Raw genomic sequence first — 21,522 nt, 5'->3', positions numbered from 1 at the left:
GTTACTGCGTCGGAAGCACCCGGTGCACCGCCGCGACCGCCAGCATATTTTCACCCCCTCCCCCCAGCCGCATTCCGCGCACCGGGCAGGCATCCATATAATCCACGCCCACCGCCAGCTTCAGATGCTGACGCGTACTGCGCGTATTGTTGGTGATATCAAAGCTGTGCCAACTGCCATCCAGCCAGGCCTCAACCCAGGCGTGAGTGGCGACGTGTTCATCACTGTCAGTATAGAGATAGCCGCTCACATAGCGAGCGGGAATCGCCAGCGTGCGACAGCAGGCGAGGAACACATGGCTATGATCCTGACAAACGCCGGAACCGGCGGCAAACACTTTCGCGGCCGGGTCGGTCACCTCGGTGGTGCCGGGGCGATAAGGCATTTTCAGCAGCACTTCGTCCATCAGCTTTTCCAGGCTGGCGAGCGGCGCTTCCGGCCGCCAGTAGCGCAGCGCAAAGTCGCGGATCGCCGGGTCGGGCTGGGTAAGCGGCGTGATGCGTAGAAAAACCAGCGGCGACAGCGTGCTCTCCGGGTCGGGCACCATTTCGCCCTCATCCAGAATTTCCACCACGCCGCGCGCTGCGATCTCCAGCAGCTGATGCGGCTTATCCAGCGTCAGCACATGCAGGACGTTGCCGTAAGTATCCAGGGTGCGGGTCGCCTCGCAGGGCAGATCCAGCTCCCAGGAAAGGATTTTCTGATGCACCGAATTTTGGGGCGTCATCCGCAGATACTGCGTGCTGAGCGTCACCTGTTGCTCCCAGGCATAACGGGTACTGTGCTCGATGTTCAGCTTCATTTCGCCTCCAGATAGGTCTGATTGATGCTCTCCGCCAGGGCGGTAATCTCATCCAGAAAGCCGTTCAGCCAGCTTTGCAGCCCGGCCTGTATCAGGCTCTCCCAGGTGCTGAAGCGCAACTGGGCCAGCAGCACGGTTATCAGATAGCGTGGTCGATCTTCGCCGCTACGGCCAATAAGCTCCAGCTGATTCGCGATCTCTTCCACGCAGGAGTGGAGCGAGCGCGGGCTTTCGATACGCAGGATCAACATCTCGTTGACGTTGTCCGGCATCAACTGCTCTTTAAAGATGGCGTTATAGGCTTCGCGCGCGGAAACCGCCCTGAGCAGGGTATCGAGGCAGTAATATTCGCGCACCGAGTCGGCGTGCTGCTCCATCAGGCTGTGGTTAATGCGCAGCAGGCGCGCGGTGGCGTCGCTGCGTTCCAGCAAGGTGCCGAGGCGGATAAAACACATGGCGTCACCGCGCATCAGGGTGCCGAACATCGCGCCGCGAAACAGGTGCGAACGCTCTTTTACCCAATCGAAAAAGCTGTCGGCGCTGGCGCTGGTAATGCCGCGTCGGCGGATTTTGCGGATCTCAATCCAGGTGCTGTTGATGCTCTCCCACACTTCCGAAGAGAGGCTACCACGTACCGCATGGGCATTATTCCAGGCCGCCTGCCAGCAGCTGAAAATGCTGCTGGGGTTGCGCTCGTCGAGGGCGAAAAAGTTGAACAGCTGCGACATGGTGAAACGGCCGTTCAGAGTATCGAACAGCTGGCGCGTGCCGGTGAGATTGAGCGGCAACAGCAGTTCATCGCCGTGGCTGCCGCGCACCGGCATCAGCGACAGGCGGTTGGTAACATCGAGGATGCGGGCAAGCTGTTCCGCGCGCTCCAGATAGCGCGCCATCCAGTAAAGGCCACTGGCCGTGCGACTAAGCATTATGCGTCATCCTCCAGAACCCAGGTATCTTTGGTGCCGCCGCCCTGCGACGAGTTCACCACCAGCGATCCTTCGTTAAGCGCCACGCGCGTCAGGCCGCCAGGCACCAGCCGAATCTCCGCGCCGCACAAGGCAAAGGGACGCAGGTCGATATGGCGCGGCGCCAGACCATTATCGATAAAGGTTGGGCAGGTAGAGAGCGCCAGGGTGTTCTGCGCGATGTAGTTTTCCGGCTTCGCCTTGAGGCGCGCGCGGAACAGCTCCAGCTCCTGCTGGCTGGCGACCGGGCCGATTAACATGCCGTAGCCTCCCGCGCCATGCACCTCTTTCACCACCATCTGTGCCAGGTTCGCCAGCACGTAAGAGAGATCTTTGGGTTTGCGGCACTGCCAGGTCGGCACATTATTGAGGATCGGTTCTTCATCGAGATAGAAGCGCACCATATCCGGCACGTAGGGATAGATCGATTTGTCATCCGCCACCCCGGTGCCGATGGCGTTCGCCAGCACCACGTTGCCGGCGCGATAGACCGAAAGCAGTCCCGGCACGCCGAGCATCGAGTCGGGGCGGAAGGCGAGCGGATCGAGAAAGGCGTCATCCACGCGCCGGTAAATAACGTCGACTTTGCACGGCCCCGCCGTGGTGCGCATCAGCACCGCACCATCTTTTACAAAGAGATCGGCGCTCTCCACCAGCTCGACGCCCATCTGCTGAGCAAGGAAGCTGTGCTCGAAATAGGCGCTGTTGAAGCGGCCCGGCGTCAGCACCACGATCACCGGATCGTTCACCGGCGAGCTTTCGCGCAGCGTTTGCAGCAGCAGCGAGGGGTAGCGCTCCACCGGCGCGATATGCTGTTCAACAAACAGCTCAGGGTAGAGACGCATCATCATCTTGCGGTTCTCCAGCATGTAGGAGACGCCGGAGGGGGTGCGCAGGTTGTCTTCCAGCACGTAATATTCGCCGTCGCTGTTGCGCACCATATCGACGCCGACAATATGCGCATAGATATCGCGATGCAGCGCAACGCCCTGCATACAGGGCTGGTACTGCTCGTTGACCAGTACCTGTTCCGCCGGGATGATGCCCGCCTTGAGAATATGTTGTTGATGATAGATATCATGCAGGAAGGCGTTGAGTGCCCGGACACGCTGATGAATGCCGCGATCCAACATCGCCCACTCGCTGGCGGGAATGATGCGCGGCACGCTGTCGAAGGGAATCAGACGCTCGGCGCCGCTGTCGTCGCCGTAGACGTTGAAGGTGATGCCCACGCGATGAAACAACAGTTCCGCCTCTTCGCGTTTACGGGCAATCGTCTCTTTATCCGCCTGTTGCAACCATTCCCAGTAGTGCTGATAGTGAGCACGGTAGCGCCCGTCACTCAGCAACATCTCATCATAAAAATTTGACGCTATCTGGTAGCTTTGATTCATGATTTACCCGGCGCTTGTCAGAGAACCTGAGACGATCTCTGCACAAAATGTGCCAGGGATCAGCATGCTGCTCCGGTCTGTATCCACCGCGCGGACACAGAGAGGCGCATCCCGGCGGCTGCACCTTACTGGTGCAAAAGCTGACTCACCACCGGATACCAAATATCGGTCATCGCGCCTTCGCCGCCGGTAAAGGGATCCTGCTGCGGAACCGCTACGTGCTTTACGCTTTCCTGCGAACTTTTTAACCGCTCCGGCTCATCGCGCAAGGTTTGCGCATCGGTGCCCTGCGGATAAGCGCCTACGCAGAAGAAATCTTCGCTGGCGCTGACCTGCCGGTGGCCGACGCCTGCCGGGATCAGCACTGCATCACCGGCGCGCAGCGTCACCATCCGGCCGCTTTCGCCGCCGAACAGCACTTCCGCCCAGCCGGCAGCCACGCCCAGCAGCTCATGCGCATTGGGATGATAGTGAGTATAAGGGAAAATCGGAAAGCGCCAGGCGGGCGGCCAGCCGTTTTGCCCGAAGGTGGTTTCAAACCAGGCGGCGATATCCTCTTCATCCTGCGGCGCCACGCGCGGCCAGATGATCAGCGGCAGCGGATTATTGGGCACGCCGTTGGACGGCGCGGCCAGCATCAAATGCTGAGGATTATTCGAGGAACCGGCAGAAAAAGTGCCAGCGGCAAATGACATCATTAATAACAAGGAAGGTGAGGCAGACATAAAATCTCTCCGGTTAGCCAGGCTCTATTGATTGTGGCAAAGCCGGAACGCATTGCAACAGGCGTGGGCCGCTTGATTTCACACAAATCGTTATTTTTATTAACTAAAGTCAAATTTTATATTAACAATTCTTTGCCGTTCTCTTTTGCTGGCGCGGCACACTCATTTATCCGCTGCGACTGCGATAAAAAAGCGTCCGCGCAGCTTTAATCCCCGGTCATCTGCCGAATCAGCTTTCCAAGCGTCTCCACCGCCGCCTCAGCCCTGTTATCCCACGGCCAGGCGGCATTAAAGCGAAAGCAGTGGGTATACTGCTCACCCGACGAAAAAAGATGACCCGGCGCAATGCTGATGCCGCACGCCAGCGCTTGCTGATAAAGCTGACGCGTATCCACCGTTTCCGGTAACGACACCCAGAGAAAATAGCCGCCGTTCGATTCATTGATGTGCGCGGCGGGCAGCGCGCGACGCAGCGCCTGGCGCGCCAGCTGCTTGCGCCGCTCCAGCGTCTGCCGCAGGCGCTTCAGATGCGCGTCGTAACGGCGCGTGGCGAGAAAATCGGCAATCGCCAGCTGCATCGGCGCGCTGGTGGAGATAGTGCTCATCAGCTGTAAACGCTGCACGCGCTGGGCATGACGTCCGGCCGCGACCCAGCCGACGCGAAATCCCGCCACCAGGTTTTTCGAGAAAGAGCCGCAGTGAAAAACGTTGCCGTCGCGGTCAAAGGCTTTGGCGGGCAGCGGCTTCTCCTCGCCGAACCACAGCTCGCTGTAAACGTCATCCTCGATCAGCGCCACCTGATGCGCCGCCAGCAGGTCCACCACCTGCTGCTTGCGTTCACGGCTCAGGGTAAAGCCGACCGGGTTTTGCTGGTTGGTCATCAGCCAGCACGCTTTGATCGGCCAGCGCTGTAGTGCCTCTTCCAGCTGCGCCAGATCGATGCCGTCGCGCACGTCGGTGGCAATCGCCACTGCCTTCAGCTTGAGCCGTTCAATCGCCTGTAGCGCGCCGTAAAAGGCCGGGTTTTCCACCACTACCCAGTCCCCCGGCTCAGTGACCGCCTGCAGACTCAGGTTGAGCGCTTCCATCGCGCCGTTGGTAATCACGATTTCGTCCGGCGAAACGGTGATCCCCTGCTGCGCGTAACGCTGCGCCAGGGTCTTACGCAGCGCCTCGTTGCCCGGCGGCAAATTATTGATGGCGTCGCTGGGTTTCAGACTGTGGGAAACGCTGATCAGGCTGCGCATCAGCTGACGCTGGGGAAAGAGTTCCGGATCGGGAAAGGCGGAGCCAAAGGGCACTATTTTGGGATCGCGGCAGGCCTGCAACACGTCAAACACCGCGCTGTTGATATCGACCTTTTCCGTCAGCTCCATGGGATTGTGTGACGCGGGCGGCAACGTTCGGGCGCGCGGCGCGACGTAGTAGCCCGACTGCGGGCGCGAGACGATCCAGCCCTGCCCCTCCAGCACTTCATAAGCGTGCATCACCGTCATCAGGCTCAGCCCGCTCAGCTCCACCTGCTGACGCAGCGAAGGCAGCTTCTCGCCCGGCGGCCAGACATCGGCCTCGATCTGCTGCTGAATCTGCTGTACCAACCGTTGGTATTTGGCCATGAATCATAATCAGGTCGCTGAATGAGAAGCAGAGTATATCGCGCCAGGCAGAAAAAGGTCTTGCTCATCAGGAGCAACCCGATAAAAACGCGTGGGGCTGAGCGCGCCCCATGCTTTTCAGGAGGCGGGCTGGGTTTCTGCGTGCTCTGTGCCGATAAAATTCGCCAGCTCGTTGATGCGATCCGGCGGAATCGGTTTGCCCAGCAGATAGCCCTGTAGCGTATTACAGCCCAGCCCGGTAAGAAACGCCTGCTGCTCCTGGGTTTCTACCCCTTCGGCGACCACTTTCAGATTGAGCGAGCGCGCCAGCGCCACGATAGCAGAGACGATCGTGGCGTCCTCGGTTTCACTTTGCAGCTCATTGACGAAAGCGCGGTCGATCTTCAGCTCGCTGGCCGGCAGCCGCTTGAGATAGAGCAGGCTGGAGTAGCCGGTGCCGAAATCGTCAATGGACGCCTTCACGCCAAGGGTGGTGAGTTCGGTCAGGATGCGTACGCTTTCGTCGGGATCGCGCATGGCGGTGGTTTCCGTGACCTCCAGCGTCAACAGCTCCGGCGGAATTTCATGTTGCGCCAGCGCCTGGGTGACGATTTCCACCAGATTGCTCTGTTCAAACTGCAGCGCCGAGAGGTTGACCGCCACCGACCAGTGCGGATGTCCCTGCAGATGCCAGCTGCGCAACTGGCGGCAGGCTTCATTGATCACCCAGTTGCCGATATTGACGATCATGCCGGTCTTTTCGGCAATCGGTAAAAAGATATCCGGCGCCAGCAGGCCGCGGCTCGGATGTTGCCAGCGCAGCAGCGCTTCAAAGCCCACAATCGGCCCGCCCGGCGCGCAATATTTCGGCTGGTAGAACAGGCGCAGTTCGTCCTGCTCCAGCGCGTGCCAGAGATCGTTATTCAGTTGTAGCTGGCTCTGCGCCAGCATGTTCATAGATGGCTGGAAAAAGTTGTAGCCGTTGCGGCCGTTGTTTTTGGTGTGATACATCGCGGCGTCGGCATTGAACATCAGCTCGCGCTCATCCTTGCCGTCGCCAGGATAGACCGCGATGCCGATGCTGAGCGAGACCATCAGCTCATAGCGTGACACATCGAACGGCTCATCAATGGCGCGCACCAGGCTATCCGCTACCGCCGCAGCATCATTTGGATCGTCAATCTCTATCAGCAGCACGAACTCGTCGCCGCCCAGACGCGCCAGCGTATAGTGACCTTGCATCTTCGCGTTCATCCGCTCGGTCACGGCGATCAGCAGGTTATCGCCGACGTGATGACCAAAGGCGTCGTTGACCGCCTTGAAACCATCCAGGTCCATAAACATCAGAGCGAAGCGGGAGTGTTCGCGATTCGCCTTGTTCAGCGCCTGTTCGAGACGGTCTTCCAGCAGAATACGGTTCGGCAAACGCGTCAGGTTGTCATGCAGCGCCAGCTGCGCCAGCTCGCGGTTCGCCTCCGCCAGCGAATGCGCCAGGATGGAGGTTCGCGCCTGCATGCGCGCGTCCAGCATTGAGACCAGCAGCGTGATGCCAAGAATAGCGAGCGTGACCACGGTAACCAGAATCGCCAGCCAGTTGCCGTTAACCCCCATGTGGGTCGCGTGACTGCTCATCGGGAAACTGGCGGCCGCCATACCGGTATAATGCATTCCGGCGATGGCGATGCCCATCACCGTCGATGCCCCCATGCGCAGCAGATTAACGTGCGGTTTGCCTTCCCGCAGCTTAAACGCCAGCCAGAGCGCCGCGCCGGACGCCACCAGCGCAATCACTATTGAAAGCGCCACCCAAGCCCAGTTCCAGACGATACCGGGCGAGAACATCAGCGCCGCCATGCCGGTATAGTGCATCGCGGCAACGCCGCAGCCCAATACCAGCGCGCCGCCGCACAGCCGACGGAACGGCAGATCGCCATGACATACCAGCCAGAGGGCGAAGATCGAGGCGCAGATGGCGATCAGCATCGAGAGCGCGGTCAGCGGCTCGTTATAGCTCATCACCATATCCAGGCTCATCGACAGCATGCCGATGAAGTGCATCGCCCAGATGCCCACGCCCATGGCGAAGCCGCCGCCCAACAGCCAAATCAGGGCGACCCTGCCGGTTGACGTGGCAACGCGCCCCGCCATATCCAGCGCGGTAAAGGAGGCCAGCATGGCAACCAGGATGGAGACGATAACGATAAAGGAATCGTATGAGGTCGCTAACATCGTTTATTTCCAGAATGCAGCCATCTTTGCGGCTGTGGTGTTGTTAAAAGCGTCACTAATGAACGAATGTTTAAATTATCGGCAAATCAGAGCAAGCGCTTAGGGTTTACACGATGAAAGGTTCCGATGTCTGTGAGTGTTAAAATCTATCGTCAGGCACCGGTCAGCGGCGTCAGGTTATCCGCCAGCGCCAGCGGAGAATTGGCTGCCTCGGTGAATTCATTGATGCGATCGGCGGGGGTCGGCTTGCCCAGCAGGTAGCCCTGCAAAACGTCAAAGCCGAGACCGGTCAACAGGCGCTGTTGCTCTTTGGTCTCTACCCCTTCCGCGACCATGCGCAGATTCAGGCTCTGCGCCAGCGTCAACATTGCGCTCACCACTGTGGCGTCTTCGCTGTCGGCGCGCAGCTTGTTGATAAAGCTGCGGTCAATTTTCAGCTCGCTGGCGTTAAAATGCTTCAGCTGCAACAGGTTAGCGTAGCCGATGCCAAAATTATCGATGGCGACGTTGACGCCGATCCGATGCAGTTCGTCAATCAGCTGCTGACTGAACACCGGGTCGCGCATGGCGATGGTTTCGCTCACCTCCAGCGTCAGGGCGGCGGCGGGCAACTGATGATGCGCCAGCGTCTGACGTACGGTTTCCACCAGATCGCGCTGGTGGAACTGCAGCGCGGAGAGATTGACCGAAACCGTCCAGTGGCTATGGCCTTCGCTGTGCCAGGTTTTTAGTTGAGAGCAGGCTTCGTTGATCACCCAGTTGCCGAGCGCGACAATTTGCCCGCTTTTCTCCGTATGGGGGAGGAACATGTCGGGCATCAGCAGGCCGCGCGTCGGATGCTGCCAGCGCAGCAGCACTTCAAAGCCCAGCAGTATATTGCCGCTGGAGCGAAACTTCGGCTGGTAAAACAGCCGCATCTCTTGGCGATCCAGCGCGCGCCAGAGATCGTTCGCCAGCTCCAGCTGATGCTGCGCCATAACGCTCATCGTCGGCTCAAACAGACACCAGCCGTTGCGGCCATTTTGTTTGATGTGATACATCGCCGCGTCAGCATTAAACATCAGTTCCTGTCTGCTGCGCCCGTGCAAAGGAAACAGAGCGATGCCGACGCTGAGCGAAACCCGCAGCAGATAGCGATCCAGCCTGAAGGGCGTATCAATCAGCGTAACCAGCCGCTGAGCCAGCGTCGCCGCGTTCACCGCGTCGCTGTCGGGGATCAGCAAAACAAACTCATCGCCGCCCAGTCGCGCCAGGGTTGCCTTGTCATCCAGCTGTGCGCGCAGCTGTGCGGTCACGGCAATCAATAACCGATCGCCCACATGATGGCCCCAGGTGTCGTTAACCGCCTTGAAGCCGTCAAGATCCATAAACATCAGCACAAAGGCGCTGTCATGCAGGTCAGCCTGCCGGATGGCTTCATCAAGACGCTGCTCCAGCAGCACGCGGTTCGGCAACGAGGTGAGATTGTCATGCATCGCCAGCTGGTGCAGCTCCTGATTGGCATGCCTTAGCCGCGCCGCTAACCGTGTTGCGCGCAGCTGCGCATCCAGCATCGACGCCAGCAGGGTCAGGCCAAGAATGCTCAGGGTAACGATGGTGACCCAAACCGCCAGCCCCTCATCGCTGGCGCCCCGATGCATTATGATGCCGGAGGCGCTGAACTGCGCGGCGGCTATGCCGACATAGTGCATGCCCGCGATGGCGCCACCCATCACCAGCGCGGCCAGCATCCGCATCCGCAATGAACCGCGTTCATCCTGGCGCAGATGAAACGCCAGCCAGAGCGCCACGCCGGAGGCGGCAAAGGCGATCGCCACTGAGAGCGCGACCAGGGAAAAATTCCAGCTTAACGATGGCGAAAACCGCAGCGCCGCCATGCCGGTATAATGCATGCCGACAATGCCGGAGCCGAGAATAAGCGTGCCGGTGACCAGCCGCCGGGTAGTGAGATGCGATCCGCTAACCGCCTGCGCAAACGCCAGCATGGCGCTAACGATGGCGAGCAGCAGCGACAGAATGGTTAAGCTGACGTCGTAGCGCATGCTCATCGGCAAGTTCATCGCAATCATGCCGATAAAGTGCATCGCCCAGATGCCGATACCCATTGCCGTGCCGCCGCCTGCCAGCCAGAGCTTTGCCAGACCGCCACGCGATACTGCGACGCGTCCGGCACTGTCCAGCGCCGTAAAAGCCGCAATAAATGCGACGATCAGGGAGACGGCAACCAGAATAGTGTCCCAGGTGACCAGCAACATGAACAACTCCTCACGAACCCGCCGGTGAGCAGGTGCTGTGTTGGTAATCTGCCGTAAAGCGAAAAGTTACCCCACGGGTGAAAACTCAGCGGCCTGAAAACGATTCCACCACGCATGATGAGCGTGCAACAACGACCGGGATTTTTCTCTAAACAGATTCCGGCAACTTAATTAGTAACCAGCCCTGATTAATGCACGAACATATCATTGAACTCTGGCTGGCGATAGGGGACGAAATCGTTCTTGTTCCGTTTTTTTACGCTTCCGTTGATGCCTTGCTGTGACTGACTTAGCGCCCTGCCGCGAACATTGATTAGCGAATTTTTTATCCTTTCGGTTACGCTTTGCTTCCTGCTGCTCTATAGTAAAGAAAATTGATAGAAAGGCCCTTTGTCAGACTTGAGATTTTTCCTAATATAATTAGACATTCAGCTCAGCGAACCCGTTGAGAGCCTTTATTTTGGTTTATATTTTCAATGTATTACCAGGCGAAAAAGCACTGAACAACAATAATCAGTAAGGATTGGTTATGAAACTCAAGCTTTTTTTGCTGGCTGTAAGCCTGAGCGCGGGACTGCCTGCCGTAAGTCTTGCCGCGACCACCACCGGCACCATCAATGCCACCCTGACGCTCACGACCGGCTGCCTGGTAAACGGTCAGTCAGCGACCAGTGGCGTTAACTTCGGTACCCTGGACTTCGGCAGTAGCGCTGCCACTTTTGATACCTTAAACGCCACGCTGGTAGGCTCGGCGGGTAACGGCATATTCGTCCGTTGTACCACCGGTCAAACCTATAACGTTCAGGTGACCAGCAGCAACACTGCCCCTGCGACCGTTTATGGCGACGTTACCGGCCAGCCGCGCTATCTGGTGCTTGGCGCCGATGCCACTCAGGGCATCGCCTATACCCTGTACAGCGATGCCGCTTTTACCACGGCGATCGCCAATAACGCCAATCTAACCCCCAGCGGCACCACCAATCCCACGCTGGGCGAGAACTACCCTATTTATGGCCGCGTGACCGGCGGCGGCTTTAATGCCGTTATTCCGGCCGGTACCTATACGGATACCATTAACGTTGCCGTGAATTACTGAGTCCCCCTCTTGAAGTAGTGAGTATGCCAACGCGCGTACGGCCAGCACTGACGCGCGGCCTGTTACTCTGGTTGTTGGGCTGTGGCACAAGCTGGAGTTTGCCGACGCAAACTTTTCAGGTGACCGCCAGCATCGTGGCAGGCTGCGTGATTTCCGGAACCAATACCGGGGTCTTCGGCTCGCTTAATTTCGGCTCCCATTCGGGGGTGGAAAGCGGCAGCGTCAGCGCCAGCTATGTGCAAAGCACTACTCTCAACCTGGCCTGCACGCCGGGCACCACGTTGAGCATGAGCATCAACGGCGGTAGCAATTACACCTCCACACGCAACCTGAAGCTGGCTAATGCCAGCGATACCGTGCCCTATACGCTTTACACCAACGCCAGCCACACCACGGCCATCCCGATAAACCAGGCGGTGGCGCTCAGTTACAGCGACAGCAATAACATAACGCTTCCTATTTATGGCCTGCTGCAACTCCCCGGCACCACAAGCGCCGGTGTTTATAGCGATACCCTCACGGTTACCCTGAGTTGGTGAAATGATGACAACAAGGATTTTTTTCATGAGATTCACGCGCCCTCTTCTTCTGCTTCTCGCAGCGATCGCTATGCCCCAGGCGCTGGCGGCCAATTCCGTGATGATTTGGCCGATCGATCCGGTGATTAACCCCGATGAAAAGGCCAGCGAGCTCTGGCTGGAAAACCGCGGCAACGCCACCACGCTGATGCAGGTGCGAATTTTCGGCTGGCAGCAGGTTAATCAGCAGGATCAATACCAAACGCAACAGCAGATCGTCGCCAGTCCTCCGCTGGTGCGTATTGAGCCGGGACAGAAACAGCTGGTGCGGCTGATCAAACAAACGCCGCCCGCCGCCGGTGAAGAGCAGGCTTACCGCGTGGTACTGGACGAGATCCCAACGCCGCGCACTCCCGGCAGCGATCAGGCGGGACTGAACTTCCAGATGCGCTACTCCGTACCGCTGTTTGTTTATGGTAGCGGCCTGACCGCCGACAGCGCGAAGCCCGATCTCTCCTGGCAGGCGGTGAGCGCTCAGGGGCGCCGCTGGATCGAAATCACCAATCGCGGCAACGGTCATGCGCGGCTGAGCAATCCCACGCTGGGCGGACGCAAGCTGGGCGACGGCCTGTATGGCTATGTGCTGGCGAATACCACTCACCGCTGGCCGCTGAATGTGCCTGCCAGCGGCGTACTGGAGAGCGAGATGAATAAAGGTCACTGGCGCAGCACCGCCAGTCGCTAACATGCGTTTTGCGTTGACTCCTTGCGCGCTGGCTGTGGCCAGCGTCATCGCCTGCCTGTATACGGGCGCTGCCGGTGCGGAAACTTTCTCCACGCTGCCGCCGCCGCCTGCGCTCAATACCAATGGCAGCGCGCAGCAATATATGCTGGAACTGGTAGTGAACGAGCAGGAACGTGGCGATATCGTGCCGGTAGAGCGGCGTAACGGCGATTTCTGGGTGCGCGCAGGCGATCTGCAGCGCGCCGGTATTCCTGCTGAAAAGCTGGCTGCGCCGCAGGTGAATCTCTCCCGTCTGGCGGAGGTCCGGGTGCAGTATGACGATCGCGGCCAGCGCCTGTTGGTGACCGTGCCGCCCGCCTGGCTTCCCGGCCAGACCATCGTCCATCGTCAGGACGAGCCGCGCTATCCTGGCCGCACCAGCAGCGGCGCGCTGCTTAACTACGACTTCTATGCGACGCGCACCGATGACGTTGGATCGCGCCTTTCCGCCTGGAACGAGCTGCGCCTGTTTGGTCAGAGCGGGCAATTTTCCAGCAACGGCGTCTGGCAGCAGCAGCTGGAAGGCGACACCAGCGCACAGCAGGATGGCTATATCCGCTACGATAGCTGGTGGAGCAGCGAAAATGAGAACCGGATAGTAAGCTGGCGCGTCGGCGATTTGATCACCGACTCGCTGAGCTGGAGCAGCAGCGTGCGCCTCGGTGGCGTGCAGATTGGTCGCGATTTTAGCGTACGTCCCGACCTGGTCACCTATCCGTTGCCGGAATTTTCCGGCCAGGCGGCGGTGCCCTCCACGGTCGATCTTTTCGTGAATGGCTATCGCTCCAGCCACACCGACGTACAGCCTGGCCCTTATTCGCTGACCAACTTGCCCTTTGTTAACGGTGCAGGCGACGCCGTGATTGTCACCACCGACGCCGTGGGCCGCCAGGTCACAACCACGCTGCCCTTCTACGTTTCCAGCAGCCTGCTGAAACAGGGACTATCCGACTACTCCTTCTCAGCCGGGGCGATCCGCGAAAATTACGGTATTAAAAGCTTCGATTACGGCGCGGCGGCGGCCAGCGGCTCCTGGCGTTACGGCCTGACCCGCTGGCTGACGCTGGAAAGCCATGCGGAGGGATCGGATTCGCTGGCGATGGGCGGCTTTGGCGCGCTGGTGAAAGTGGGCAGCCTCGGTGTGGTTAACGGCGCGCTGGCGCAGAGCCAGATGGATGGCAAGCCCGGAATCCAGTACAGCTGGGGCTATCAGTACAACAACAGCTGGTTCAGCCTGGGGACTCAGCACACTATCCGCACTGTGGAGTTCGGCAATCTCGCGCTGTTGGGCAACCGCCTCGGCGACGTGGACAACACCGCTTATACGCTCAGCCGCCGCAGCGCGCAGTACAACGCCAGCGTGTCGCTGAAAGAGTATGGCAGCATTGGCGCCGCCTTTATCGATATCCGCAGCGGCGATGGTGAACGCACTCAGCTCTGGAACCTGTCGTGGAGTAAAAACCTGTGGGGCAACAGCAGCCTTTACGTTTCCGCCAGCCGCGATCAGCAACAGGACGAATGGAGCGGCGCCATTTCTCTGGTGATCCCTTTTGGCGAACATGGCAGCAGTTCGCTCAGCGTCGAGCGCGATCAACAGGGTGAAAGCGCGCAACGCGTCTACCTTTCACGATCCATGCCCAGCGATGGCGGCTTCGCCTGGGATGCCTCCTGGGCGCATCAGGGCGGCGGCAGCGGCGATTACCGTCAAGGCAGCCTGCGCTGGCGCAACAACAAAATCGATACCTCGGCGGGCTTCTATGGTGATGCGGATAACACCACCCAGTGGGGCGATCTCAGCGGCTCACTGGTGTTGATGGATAACCGTATCTTTGCCGCCAACCAGGTGAATGACGCCTTTGTGCTGGTTAAAACCGGCTATCCCGACGTCAACGTGCGTTATGAAAACCAGTCGATGGGGCGGACCGATAAGGAAGGCTATCTGCTGGTGCCCTCCATCAGCAGCTACTATCCGGCAAAATATGATATCGATACGCTCGACCTGCCGGCCAATCTCACCACGCCGAAGGTGGAACAGCGCTTTGCCGTTAAGCGCCAGAGCGGATTCCTGCTGAACTTCCCGGTTGAGCCGCTGCGCGCCGCCAGCGTGATCCTGCACGATCGGCACGGCCAGCCGTTGCCGGTTTCCAGCCAGGTTGTACGACCCGGCGAGGCGACGGAGTATGTCGGCTGGGATGGTCTGGCTTATATGGAAAATCTGGGCAGCGATAACCCGATTCATGTGGTGACGCCCGATGGTCGCAGCTGTGATACCCGGCTGAACATCCCCCACGGCCAGCCGCAAGCGCTGAAAACCTATGGTCCCCTGACCTGTGCGCTGCCCGACGCCAACCCTGGCGCGCCGGTGGCGAATCCCGCTAATTCAACCACAGGAATTACCCCCTGATGAGAAGCCTGTTACTGCTGGTTCTGCTGAGCCTGTTTCCCCTGATGAGCAAGGCCGCCTGTACTTCTCCCAGCTCCACCGCCAGCTTTGGTACGTCCACCACCTTTGTGGTCAATACCACGCCCGGCACCACCTCCACCACGGTCGGCGTGAACTGCGGCGCGGGAAGTACCCTGACGCTGCTGGGTACAGATACGATAACGTTTCGTCTGACCGGAGCCACGGTAGTCAGCGCCTCGCGCGGCATCATGAAGCGCAGCGGCGATACCGGTACCGACAATATTCCGGTGCGCCTTTGCGTAGACAGCGCCTGCGCCACCGAACTGCTGGTCAACGGCGCCAGCTATACCTTTAGCTCGTCATCGTTGCTGACTCTGCTCGGTTCAGGCGGCCTGCTCAATTTCAACCTTCCGGTTTATCTGCGCACCGTCGCTGGCCAGACAATCGCCGCCGGCACCTATAACGTCTCGCTGAGCCTGTCGGTTACCTATAACATCTGCACCAGCATTAACCTGCTGGGAATTTGTTTAGGATCGCAGAGCGGCACCAACGTGGTGCCGATTGCGGTCTCCATCATCGTCAGCAACGACTGTACCACCATCACCGCGCCCAACGTCAGCTTCGGCAGCGCGCCGCTGGTGGGCAGCTTCTCCAGCGTGGTGCAAACTATTAGCGTGATCTGCTCAAAAGGCAGTACCTATACCGTGGGGTTGAGCAACGGCAGTTACGCCGCAGGCAGCGTGCGCAATATGGCGAACGGGACTAATCGTCTGAGCTATGAGATTTACAAGGGAACCAGCAGCGACCGCTGGGGGCCGAGCGGAACAGAACGCTGGAGCAGCAGCAGCTCAACCAGCATCAGCAGCGATGGGTTGACGCGCGGCTATAACTACACCGCGCGTATTCTCACCAGTCAAAGCACGCCGCCTGCGGGAAACTATAGCGACAGCGTGGTGGTCGATCTCTCTTTCTAGGCGCTGACCGGCGCGCCGCTATGGCGGGCGCGGTACTGTTTCACCATGCGGCCAATCATCAGAGTGCCGATCAGGCCGCAGACGGCAGCAAAGGTGAGCCAGACGCCCGGCATCGCTTTGTCGCCGGTGGCGTGGATCAGATAGCTGGAGACCGCCGGAGTAAAGCCGCCGAACAGCGCGGTCGCCAGGCTGTAAGCCAGCGAGAAGCCTGAGGCGCGCACCTCAGCAGGCATAATCTCCGCCAGATAGACCACCATCGCCCCGTTGTAGCTGGCATAGAGGAAAGAGAGCCACAGCTCCGCCTCCAGCAGGTGAGAGAAAGTGGGCGATCCCACCAGCCAGTGCAGCACCGGCCAGGTGGTGAGAATCATCAGAATGGTGAACAGAATCAGCAGAGGACGGCGGCCAACGCGGTCAGAAAGCGATCCCATCAGCGGCAGCCAGAACAGGTTGGAGATCCCCACAAACAGCGTGACGAGGAAGCTCTGTTTGTCGCTCATCATCAATACGGTTTTGCCGAAGGTCGGGGTAAATGCGGTGATCATGTAAAACATCACCGTGGTGGTGACTACCATCAGCATACCGGCTAATACCAGCGCCCAGCTGCTGGCGACCGAGCGCATAATTTCACGCATGGTTGGATGATGTTTGCGCTGGCTGAAAGCTTCGGTCTCCTCCAGCATGCGTCGGATCCAGAACAGGAAAGGCACAATCATACAGCCAACCACAAACGGAATACGCCAGCCCCATTCGGTAACCGCTTCCTTCGCCATCAGATGATTCAGCAACAAACCCAGCAGCGCGGCAAAGATCACGGCAACCTGCTGGCTGCCCGACTGCCAGCTGACATAAAAGCCTTTACGGCCTTTTGGCGCGACTTCTGCCAGGTAAACGGAAACCCCGCCCAGCTCTACGCCCGCCGAGAAGCCCTGTAGCAGACGGCCCAGCAAAATCAGGATTGGCGCCGCCACGCCCAAAGTGGCGTAACCAGGCACCAGCGCGATGGTGAGCGTGCCGACTGCCATCAGTCCCAGCGTCAGCAGTAACCCTTTGCGGCGGCCATGATGGTCAATATAGGCGCCCAAAATAATCGCCCCCAGCGGGCGCATCAAAAAGCCTGCGCCGAAGGTCATCAGCGTCAACATCAGCGAGGCGAAAGGGTTATCGCCGGGAAAGAAGGTTTTTGCAATGGCCGTGGCGTAATAGCCAAACACCATAAAGTCATACATCTCCAGAAAGTTACCGCTGGTCACGCTGAAGATGGTTTTAGCGCCGCGTTGGGACGACTTTTGTAAAGAATGCATAGGGCTTATACCGGCTTTATTAAGGTTTTATACCTTTTAGCCTGCCGCGCGCCAATTTAATGTGATGGGGTTCACCATTGCAGTTTACAAAAAGCGCGCAAAAAGTAACAAAAAATTAACACGATTAATTATGCAACAGAACCCACTGCCTGAGCGCTCATTTATACTTTTTAATATTCCGTAACCTGAGGCGATTAAAATTTTTTTAATCAATTCATTGGGTAAGCGGAAAGAGTATGAACAAGCTGGACAGCACTCCCTCCTCACCTAGCCTTAACAGGGTAAAAAACGAAATGACAAGGAGGAAACATGAGTGATCAATACAAAATGCAGAATCCGCTGACCCAGTACTACCACGGTGAGTATTCCAAACAGCAACAGCCTGCGCCGGGCATTCAGGCAGATATGGCGCCAGTGCCGGACTGCGGCGAAAAAACCTACCGTGGTAGCGGCCGTCTGGAAGGTCGAAAAGCATTGGTAACGGGTGCAGACTCCGGTATTGGTCGTGCCGCCGCTATCGCTTATGCCCGCGAAGGGGCAGACGTGGCGATTTCCTACCTGCCAGAAGAGCAGCGCGACGCTGAGGATGTGGCTCAGCTGATTCGTGATGCAGGCCGTAAGGCCGTGCTGCTGCCGGGCGACGTCAGTGACGAATCTTTCTGTCAAAAGCTGGTTGATGATGCGCGCGAGCAACTGGGTGGGCTCGATATCCTGGCGCTGGTCGCCGGTAAACAGACCGCCACCAGCAGCATTGCCGAGCTGACCACCGAGCAGTTCCGTAAAACGTTCGAAACCAACGTGTTCGCGCTGTTCTGGATCACCAAGGCGGCGATTCCGCATCTGCCTGCGGGTAGCTCCATTATTACCACCTCATCGATTCAGGCTTACCAGCCAAGCCCGACGCTGCTGGATTACGCCTCAACTAAAGCGGCGATTCTTAACTATACGCGCGCGCTGGCGAAACAGGTGGCGGAGAAAGGTATTCGCGTGAACTCGGTGGCGCCAGGCCCAATCTGGACCGCGCTGCAGGTGACAGGCGGTCAGCCGCAGGAAAAACTGCCGACCTTTGGTCAGCAGACGCCGATGAAGCGTGCCGGTCAGCCTGCCGAGCTGGCTGGTGTTTACGTTTACCTCGCCTCGCAAGAATCGAGCTACGTTACCGCTGAAGTGCATGGCGTGACGGGCGGCGAACATCTGAGCTGATTTAGTTTGATCTGACAACAGGCGGGTAAATTACCCGCCTTTTTTATTGCCTGATTATCTTGCCCGGCTTGTATGAATCCTGATTAATCATTAAGATTAAAGTTGATTAAATCATTCATGCAGGAGAGAAAGCATGCCGCAGGCACAGACAAGAGTTCTTACTGCCCATGTCCCGTTATTGCTGGCGGAGAAAATTGACGCAGCCGCAGAAAGACTGGAGCGTCCTAAGGGTTGGATTATTAAGCAAGCCCTGATGGCATGGCTTGATCAGGAAGAGGAGCGCAAGCAGCTGACGCTTGAAGCGATAGAAGAGGTTGATCAAGGTAACGTCGTGGATCAGGAAGCCGTGATGGCCTGGGCCGAGAGCCTGAATAGCGCTACGCCTTTACCGTTACCGAAAAAATAGTGGAGTGCACAGGGAGTGGAAATAAAATGGACCGCAAAGGCGCTTTCTGACATTGCCCGACTTTATGAATTCCTCGCTAAGGTTAACCCTCTGGCTGCGGCAAAAACCGTTCAGTCGCTTGTTGCCTCGCCGCAACGTCTTATGAAAAACCCGCGCCTCGGCGAGCGCCTGGAGGAATTTGAACCACAGGAAATCCGACGGATTCTGGTTGGACGTTATGAAATACGTTACGAGCTTCGTAACAATACGCTTTATGTTTTGCGCTTGTGGCACACCCGTGAAGAGCAATAAAAAAGGACGACCATGGGTCGCCCTTTCTGCATCTGTAACACGTTGAAGAGTTACTTTCGCACGCTTTCCATGCCCATCAGGCCGATTTTCAGATAACCGGCGCCGCGCAGCTGATCCATCACCGTCATCAGGGTTTCGTAATCAACCGATTTGTCCGCCTGGAAGAAAATGGTGGTCTCTTTATTGCCTTGCGTTTGCTCAGTCAGCACCTTCACCAGGTTTTCACTGGTGACGGCATCATTGCCTACGTAAAGCTGCTTATCCGCCTTGATGGAAAGATAAACCGGCTTTTCCGGACGCGGCTGCGGCACGCTGGTGGAAGCAGGCAGGTTAACGCGCACGTCAACCGTCGCCAGCGGCGCGGCAACCATAAAAATGATCAGCAGGACTAACATCACGTCGATAAACGGCGTCACGTTAATTTCGTGCATTTCACCATCGGTTTCCAGGTCGTCGTTTAATCGCATCGCCATGATAGTTAACCTACGCGCAGTTTCTGAGTGGTGGCGCGCGGGGCTTCTTTACTGCTGACGGCGTTTCCCAAATCGAGATCGCGGCTCTGCAGCAGCAGGATTTGCGCGGCGACATCGCCCAGCGACGCTTTGTAGCCGGCAATCATACGGGCGAACACGTTATAGATCACCACCGCCGGAATCGCGGCCACCAGGCCGATGGCGGTCGCCAGCAGCGCTTCAGCGATACCCGGTGCCACAACCGCCAGATTGGTGGTTTGCGTTTTGGCGATGCCGATAAAGCTGTTCATGATGCCCCATACGGTGCCAAACAGGCCGATAAATGGCGCAACGGAACCGATGGTAGCGAGGAAGCCGTTGCCGCGACCGGCATGGCGGCTGAACGCGGCGACCCGGCGCTCAAGGCGGAAGCTGGTGCGATCTTTAATGCCGTCGGTCCCCTCGGCACCGGCGGAAAGCTCCAGCTCGTTTTGCGCGTCGTTCAGCAGTACGCTGCTGTGGCTGTTGGCGCTGAAGCTTTTCGCAGTCTGCGCCGCGTCGTTCAGGGAACGCGCCTCGCTCAGCGCCAGCTGTTCACGCTTTAAACGACGTTTCGCCGCGCTGAGTTCCGCATATTTGCCGAAGAAAATCGCCCAGGTCACCATTGAGGCCAGCAACAGTCCAATCATGACCGCTTTTACCACGATATCTGCATGTTGATACATGCCCCAAACGGAGAGATCCGTTTGCATCAAATCACTGGCTACCACGCTGCGTCTCCAACATCAAATTGCACAGTTTTGGAATAAGCGCGGATCATATCAAATCAACAGCGAATTGATAGTAGTTCTCATTACTATTTACAAACTTATGGTGCGTTTGTCGGACGGTGCGCCAGACATTTTTCATCCGGTTAAAGGCAGGTTTTGAAAATGTGACGGCGCGTATAAATTTATTAAAACAACGTTTCAAAATGTGATGCGTTTCATTCAATCACAACGGTGCCCATTTTCCCCTTTCGCTTTTTCTCTATGCTGGAGCAGCCATTCAGATACGCGGCCGCTCTTTTTAACATTCCATAACTCACTGCGCCGCGCTGTAACCGCTTTCTATGCTGGAGAAAACAGAATGACACTGAATAAATTACTACTCGCAGTTTCGTTATCTTCCGCAGCGCTCTTTTCTGGTGCCGCTTCCGCCAAAGTCCTGAAGGTGGCAGAAGTGCAGCCCGCCGGATACCCCACCGTCGTCGCGCTGGAACATATGGGCGATAAGCTAAAGCAAGCTACTGATGGCCGACTGGAGATGAAAGTCTTTGCAGGCGGTGTGCTGGGCGATGAAGATCAAACATTGCAGCAGGTGCAGCTGGGCGCCGTCGATATGATCCGCGTCTCGCTGGCGCCGGTCACCACCATCGCCCCGGAAACCAGCGTGCTGACGTTACCCTATATTTTCCGCGACGAAGATCATATGCATAAGGTGCTGGACGGCGACGTCGGCAAGGAGATTGTCGATAAATTTAATAAGGATCCCAATACGCGCATGGTGTTTCTCGGCTGGACCGATGCCGGCGTGCGTAACATGATCACGAAAAAGCCGATGGAGAAACCGGAAGATCTGAAAGGCATGAAGATCCGCGTGCAGAACAGCCCGATTTCACTCGCCACGCTGAAAGCGATGGGCGCTAACCCGGTCGCGATGGGGGTGAGTGAAGTGTTCAGCGCCATGCAGACCGGCGTGGTGGACGGCACGGAAAACAACCCGCCGACGTTTGTTGCCCATAACTATATGCCGGTAGCGAAATATTACACCCTGACCGGACACTTTATGCAGCCGGAAATGATCCTCTTCTCTAAACCTTCGTGGGATCGTCTCTCCGCCGATGACCAGGCGCTGCTGAAAAAGCTCGGTAAAGAAGCCCAGGATGAAGAGCGTCAGCTGTGGGCGAAATATACCCAAGAGTCGCTGGATAAAATGAAAGCGGGCGGCGTGACCTTCCAGAAAATCGATCGTGATTATTTTATGAAGGCGACCCAGCCGGTACGCGACCAGTTTGGCGGCAAATATCAGGATCTGATGAAACAGATTGCTGATGTGAAATAACTCTTCCCGCGCCGCGCGCCTG

At 57.9% G+C, this 21,522-nt stretch carries 19 protein-coding genes; 9 read left to right on the top strand and 10 right to left on the bottom strand.

Going from position 1 to position 21,522, the window contains the following annotated elements; genetic code table 11:
- Window position 1: 1 nt before the first annotated feature.
- From ABU178_RS14710 to ABU178_RS14680, 7 genes are all read right to left on the bottom strand, one after another.
- Entirely contained in the window at window positions 2–802 is an 801-nt protein-coding gene (locus tag ABU178_RS14710) for a transglutaminase family protein (RefSeq protein ID WP_397216213.1), read from the bottom strand.
- Window positions 799–1,728: an alpha-E domain-containing protein gene (locus ABU178_RS14705; RefSeq protein WP_397216211.1), complete on the bottom strand. Its 930-nt coding sequence runs from the start codon at window positions 1,726–1,728 to the stop codon at window positions 799–801. The genes ABU178_RS14710 and ABU178_RS14705 overlap by 4 nt, the downstream gene beginning before the upstream one ends.
- The gene (locus ABU178_RS14700; RefSeq protein WP_397216209.1) at window positions 1,728–3,161 is read right to left on the bottom strand and encodes a circularly permuted type 2 ATP-grasp protein; all 1,434 of its coding nucleotides are present in this window, start codon (window positions 3,159–3,161) and stop codon (window positions 1,728–1,730) included. Before ABU178_RS14700 ends, ABU178_RS14705 begins: the two co-directional genes overlap by 1 nt.
- A gap of 125 nt (window positions 3,162–3,286) precedes the next feature.
- Window positions 3,287–3,886 carry a cupin domain-containing protein gene (locus ABU178_RS14695; protein ID WP_397216208.1) on the bottom strand — a complete coding sequence of 200 codons (600 nt, stop codon included), beginning with the start codon at window positions 3,884–3,886 and terminating at the stop codon, window positions 3,287–3,289.
- 206 nt (window positions 3,887–4,092) lie between these two features.
- Window positions 4,093–5,502: a PLP-dependent aminotransferase family protein gene (locus tag ABU178_RS14690; protein WP_397216206.1), complete on the bottom strand. Its 1,410-nt coding sequence runs from the start codon at window positions 5,500–5,502 to the stop codon at window positions 4,093–4,095.
- A gap of 117 nt (window positions 5,503–5,619) precedes the next feature.
- Window positions 5,620–7,710 carry a putative bifunctional diguanylate cyclase/phosphodiesterase gene (locus tag ABU178_RS14685; RefSeq protein WP_397216204.1) on the bottom strand — a complete coding sequence of 697 codons (2,091 nt, stop codon included), beginning with the start codon at window positions 7,708–7,710 and terminating at the stop codon, window positions 5,620–5,622.
- Between the two features lie 152 nt (window positions 7,711–7,862).
- A complete protein-coding gene (locus ABU178_RS14680) occupies window positions 7,863–9,965 on the bottom strand; it encodes a putative bifunctional diguanylate cyclase/phosphodiesterase (RefSeq protein WP_397216202.1) in 2,103 nt (700 codons plus the stop codon).
- Between the two features lie 529 nt (window positions 9,966–10,494).
- Between ABU178_RS14680 and ABU178_RS14675 the strand changes: the two genes are divergently transcribed.
- The 5 genes from ABU178_RS14675 to ABU178_RS14655 are packed head-to-tail and all read left to right on the top strand — an operon-like array spanning window position 10,495 to window position 15,741.
- On the top strand, window positions 10,495–11,061 hold the full coding sequence (locus tag ABU178_RS14675) for a spore coat U domain-containing protein (RefSeq protein ID WP_397216200.1): 567 nt from the start codon (window positions 10,495–10,497) through the stop codon (window positions 11,059–11,061).
- A gap of 23 nt (window positions 11,062–11,084) precedes the next feature.
- Window positions 11,085–11,600, top strand: coding sequence for a spore coat U domain-containing protein (locus ABU178_RS14670; RefSeq protein ID WP_397216199.1), 516 nt, complete (start codon window positions 11,085–11,087; stop codon window positions 11,598–11,600).
- Between the two features lie 25 nt (window positions 11,601–11,625).
- Window positions 11,626–12,324, top strand: a complete 699-nt coding sequence (locus tag ABU178_RS14665) for a molecular chaperone (protein ID WP_397216197.1) — start codon at window positions 11,626–11,628, stop codon at window positions 12,322–12,324.
- 1 nt (window position 12,325) lies between these two features.
- Window positions 12,326–14,767 carry a fimbria/pilus outer membrane usher protein gene (locus ABU178_RS14660; RefSeq protein WP_397216195.1) on the top strand — a complete coding sequence of 814 codons (2,442 nt, stop codon included), beginning with the start codon at window positions 12,326–12,328 and terminating at the stop codon, window positions 14,765–14,767.
- Complete coding sequence (locus ABU178_RS14655; protein WP_397216193.1) at window positions 14,767–15,741, top strand: spore coat protein U domain-containing protein; 975 nt, start codon at window positions 14,767–14,769, stop codon at window positions 15,739–15,741. The genes ABU178_RS14660 and ABU178_RS14655 overlap by 1 nt, the downstream gene beginning before the upstream one ends.
- Here the strand turns inward: ABU178_RS14655 and ABU178_RS14650 are convergent.
- Window positions 15,738–17,054 carry an MFS transporter gene (locus tag ABU178_RS14650; protein WP_397216677.1) on the bottom strand — a complete coding sequence of 439 codons (1,317 nt, stop codon included), beginning with the start codon at window positions 17,052–17,054 and terminating at the stop codon, window positions 15,738–15,740. The genes ABU178_RS14655 and ABU178_RS14650 overlap by 4 nt on opposite strands.
- 300 nt (window positions 17,055–17,354) lie before the next feature.
- Between ABU178_RS14650 and ABU178_RS14645 the strand changes: the two genes are divergently transcribed.
- From ABU178_RS14645 to ABU178_RS14635, 3 genes are all read left to right on the top strand, one after another.
- Complete coding sequence (locus ABU178_RS14645; RefSeq protein WP_397216191.1) at window positions 17,355–18,248, top strand: SDR family oxidoreductase; 894 nt, start codon at window positions 17,355–17,357, stop codon at window positions 18,246–18,248.
- Between the two features lie 133 nt (window positions 18,249–18,381).
- Window positions 18,382–18,654, top strand: a complete 273-nt coding sequence (locus ABU178_RS14640; RefSeq protein ID WP_397216189.1) for a CopG family ribbon-helix-helix protein — start codon at window positions 18,382–18,384, stop codon at window positions 18,652–18,654.
- Between the two features lie 15 nt (window positions 18,655–18,669).
- Complete coding sequence (locus tag ABU178_RS14635; protein WP_397216188.1) at window positions 18,670–18,945, top strand: type II toxin-antitoxin system RelE/ParE family toxin; 276 nt, start codon at window positions 18,670–18,672, stop codon at window positions 18,943–18,945.
- Window positions 18,946–18,995: 50 nt separating this feature from the next.
- Here the strand turns inward: ABU178_RS14635 and exbD are convergent, their stop codons facing one another.
- Both exbD and exbB read right to left on the bottom strand, forming a co-directional pair.
- Window positions 18,996–19,418 carry a TonB system transport protein ExbD gene (gene exbD, locus ABU178_RS14630; protein WP_397216186.1) on the bottom strand — a complete coding sequence of 141 codons (423 nt, stop codon included), beginning with the start codon at window positions 19,416–19,418 and terminating at the stop codon, window positions 18,996–18,998.
- Between the two features lie 5 nt (window positions 19,419–19,423).
- Window positions 19,424–20,149 carry a tol-pal system-associated acyl-CoA thioesterase gene (exbB, locus tag ABU178_RS14625; protein ID WP_397216675.1) on the bottom strand — a complete coding sequence of 242 codons (726 nt, stop codon included), beginning with the start codon at window positions 20,147–20,149 and terminating at the stop codon, window positions 19,424–19,426.
- Between the two features lie 376 nt (window positions 20,150–20,525).
- Here exbB and ABU178_RS14620 point away from each other — a divergent pair, with 376 nt between their 5' ends.
- Window positions 20,526–21,500, top strand: coding sequence for a TRAP transporter substrate-binding protein (locus ABU178_RS14620; protein ID WP_397216184.1), 975 nt, complete (start codon window positions 20,526–20,528; stop codon window positions 21,498–21,500).
- Window positions 21,501–21,522 lie beyond the last annotated feature (22 nt).

This window comes from Pantoea osteomyelitidis (assembly GCF_044342975.1).
Lineage (GTDB): Bacteria > Pseudomonadota > Gammaproteobacteria > Enterobacterales > Enterobacteriaceae > Pantoea > Pantoea osteomyelitidis.
Note: the sequence above shows the minus strand (reverse complement) of the source record. Positions and strands in the feature narration are given on the sequence as shown.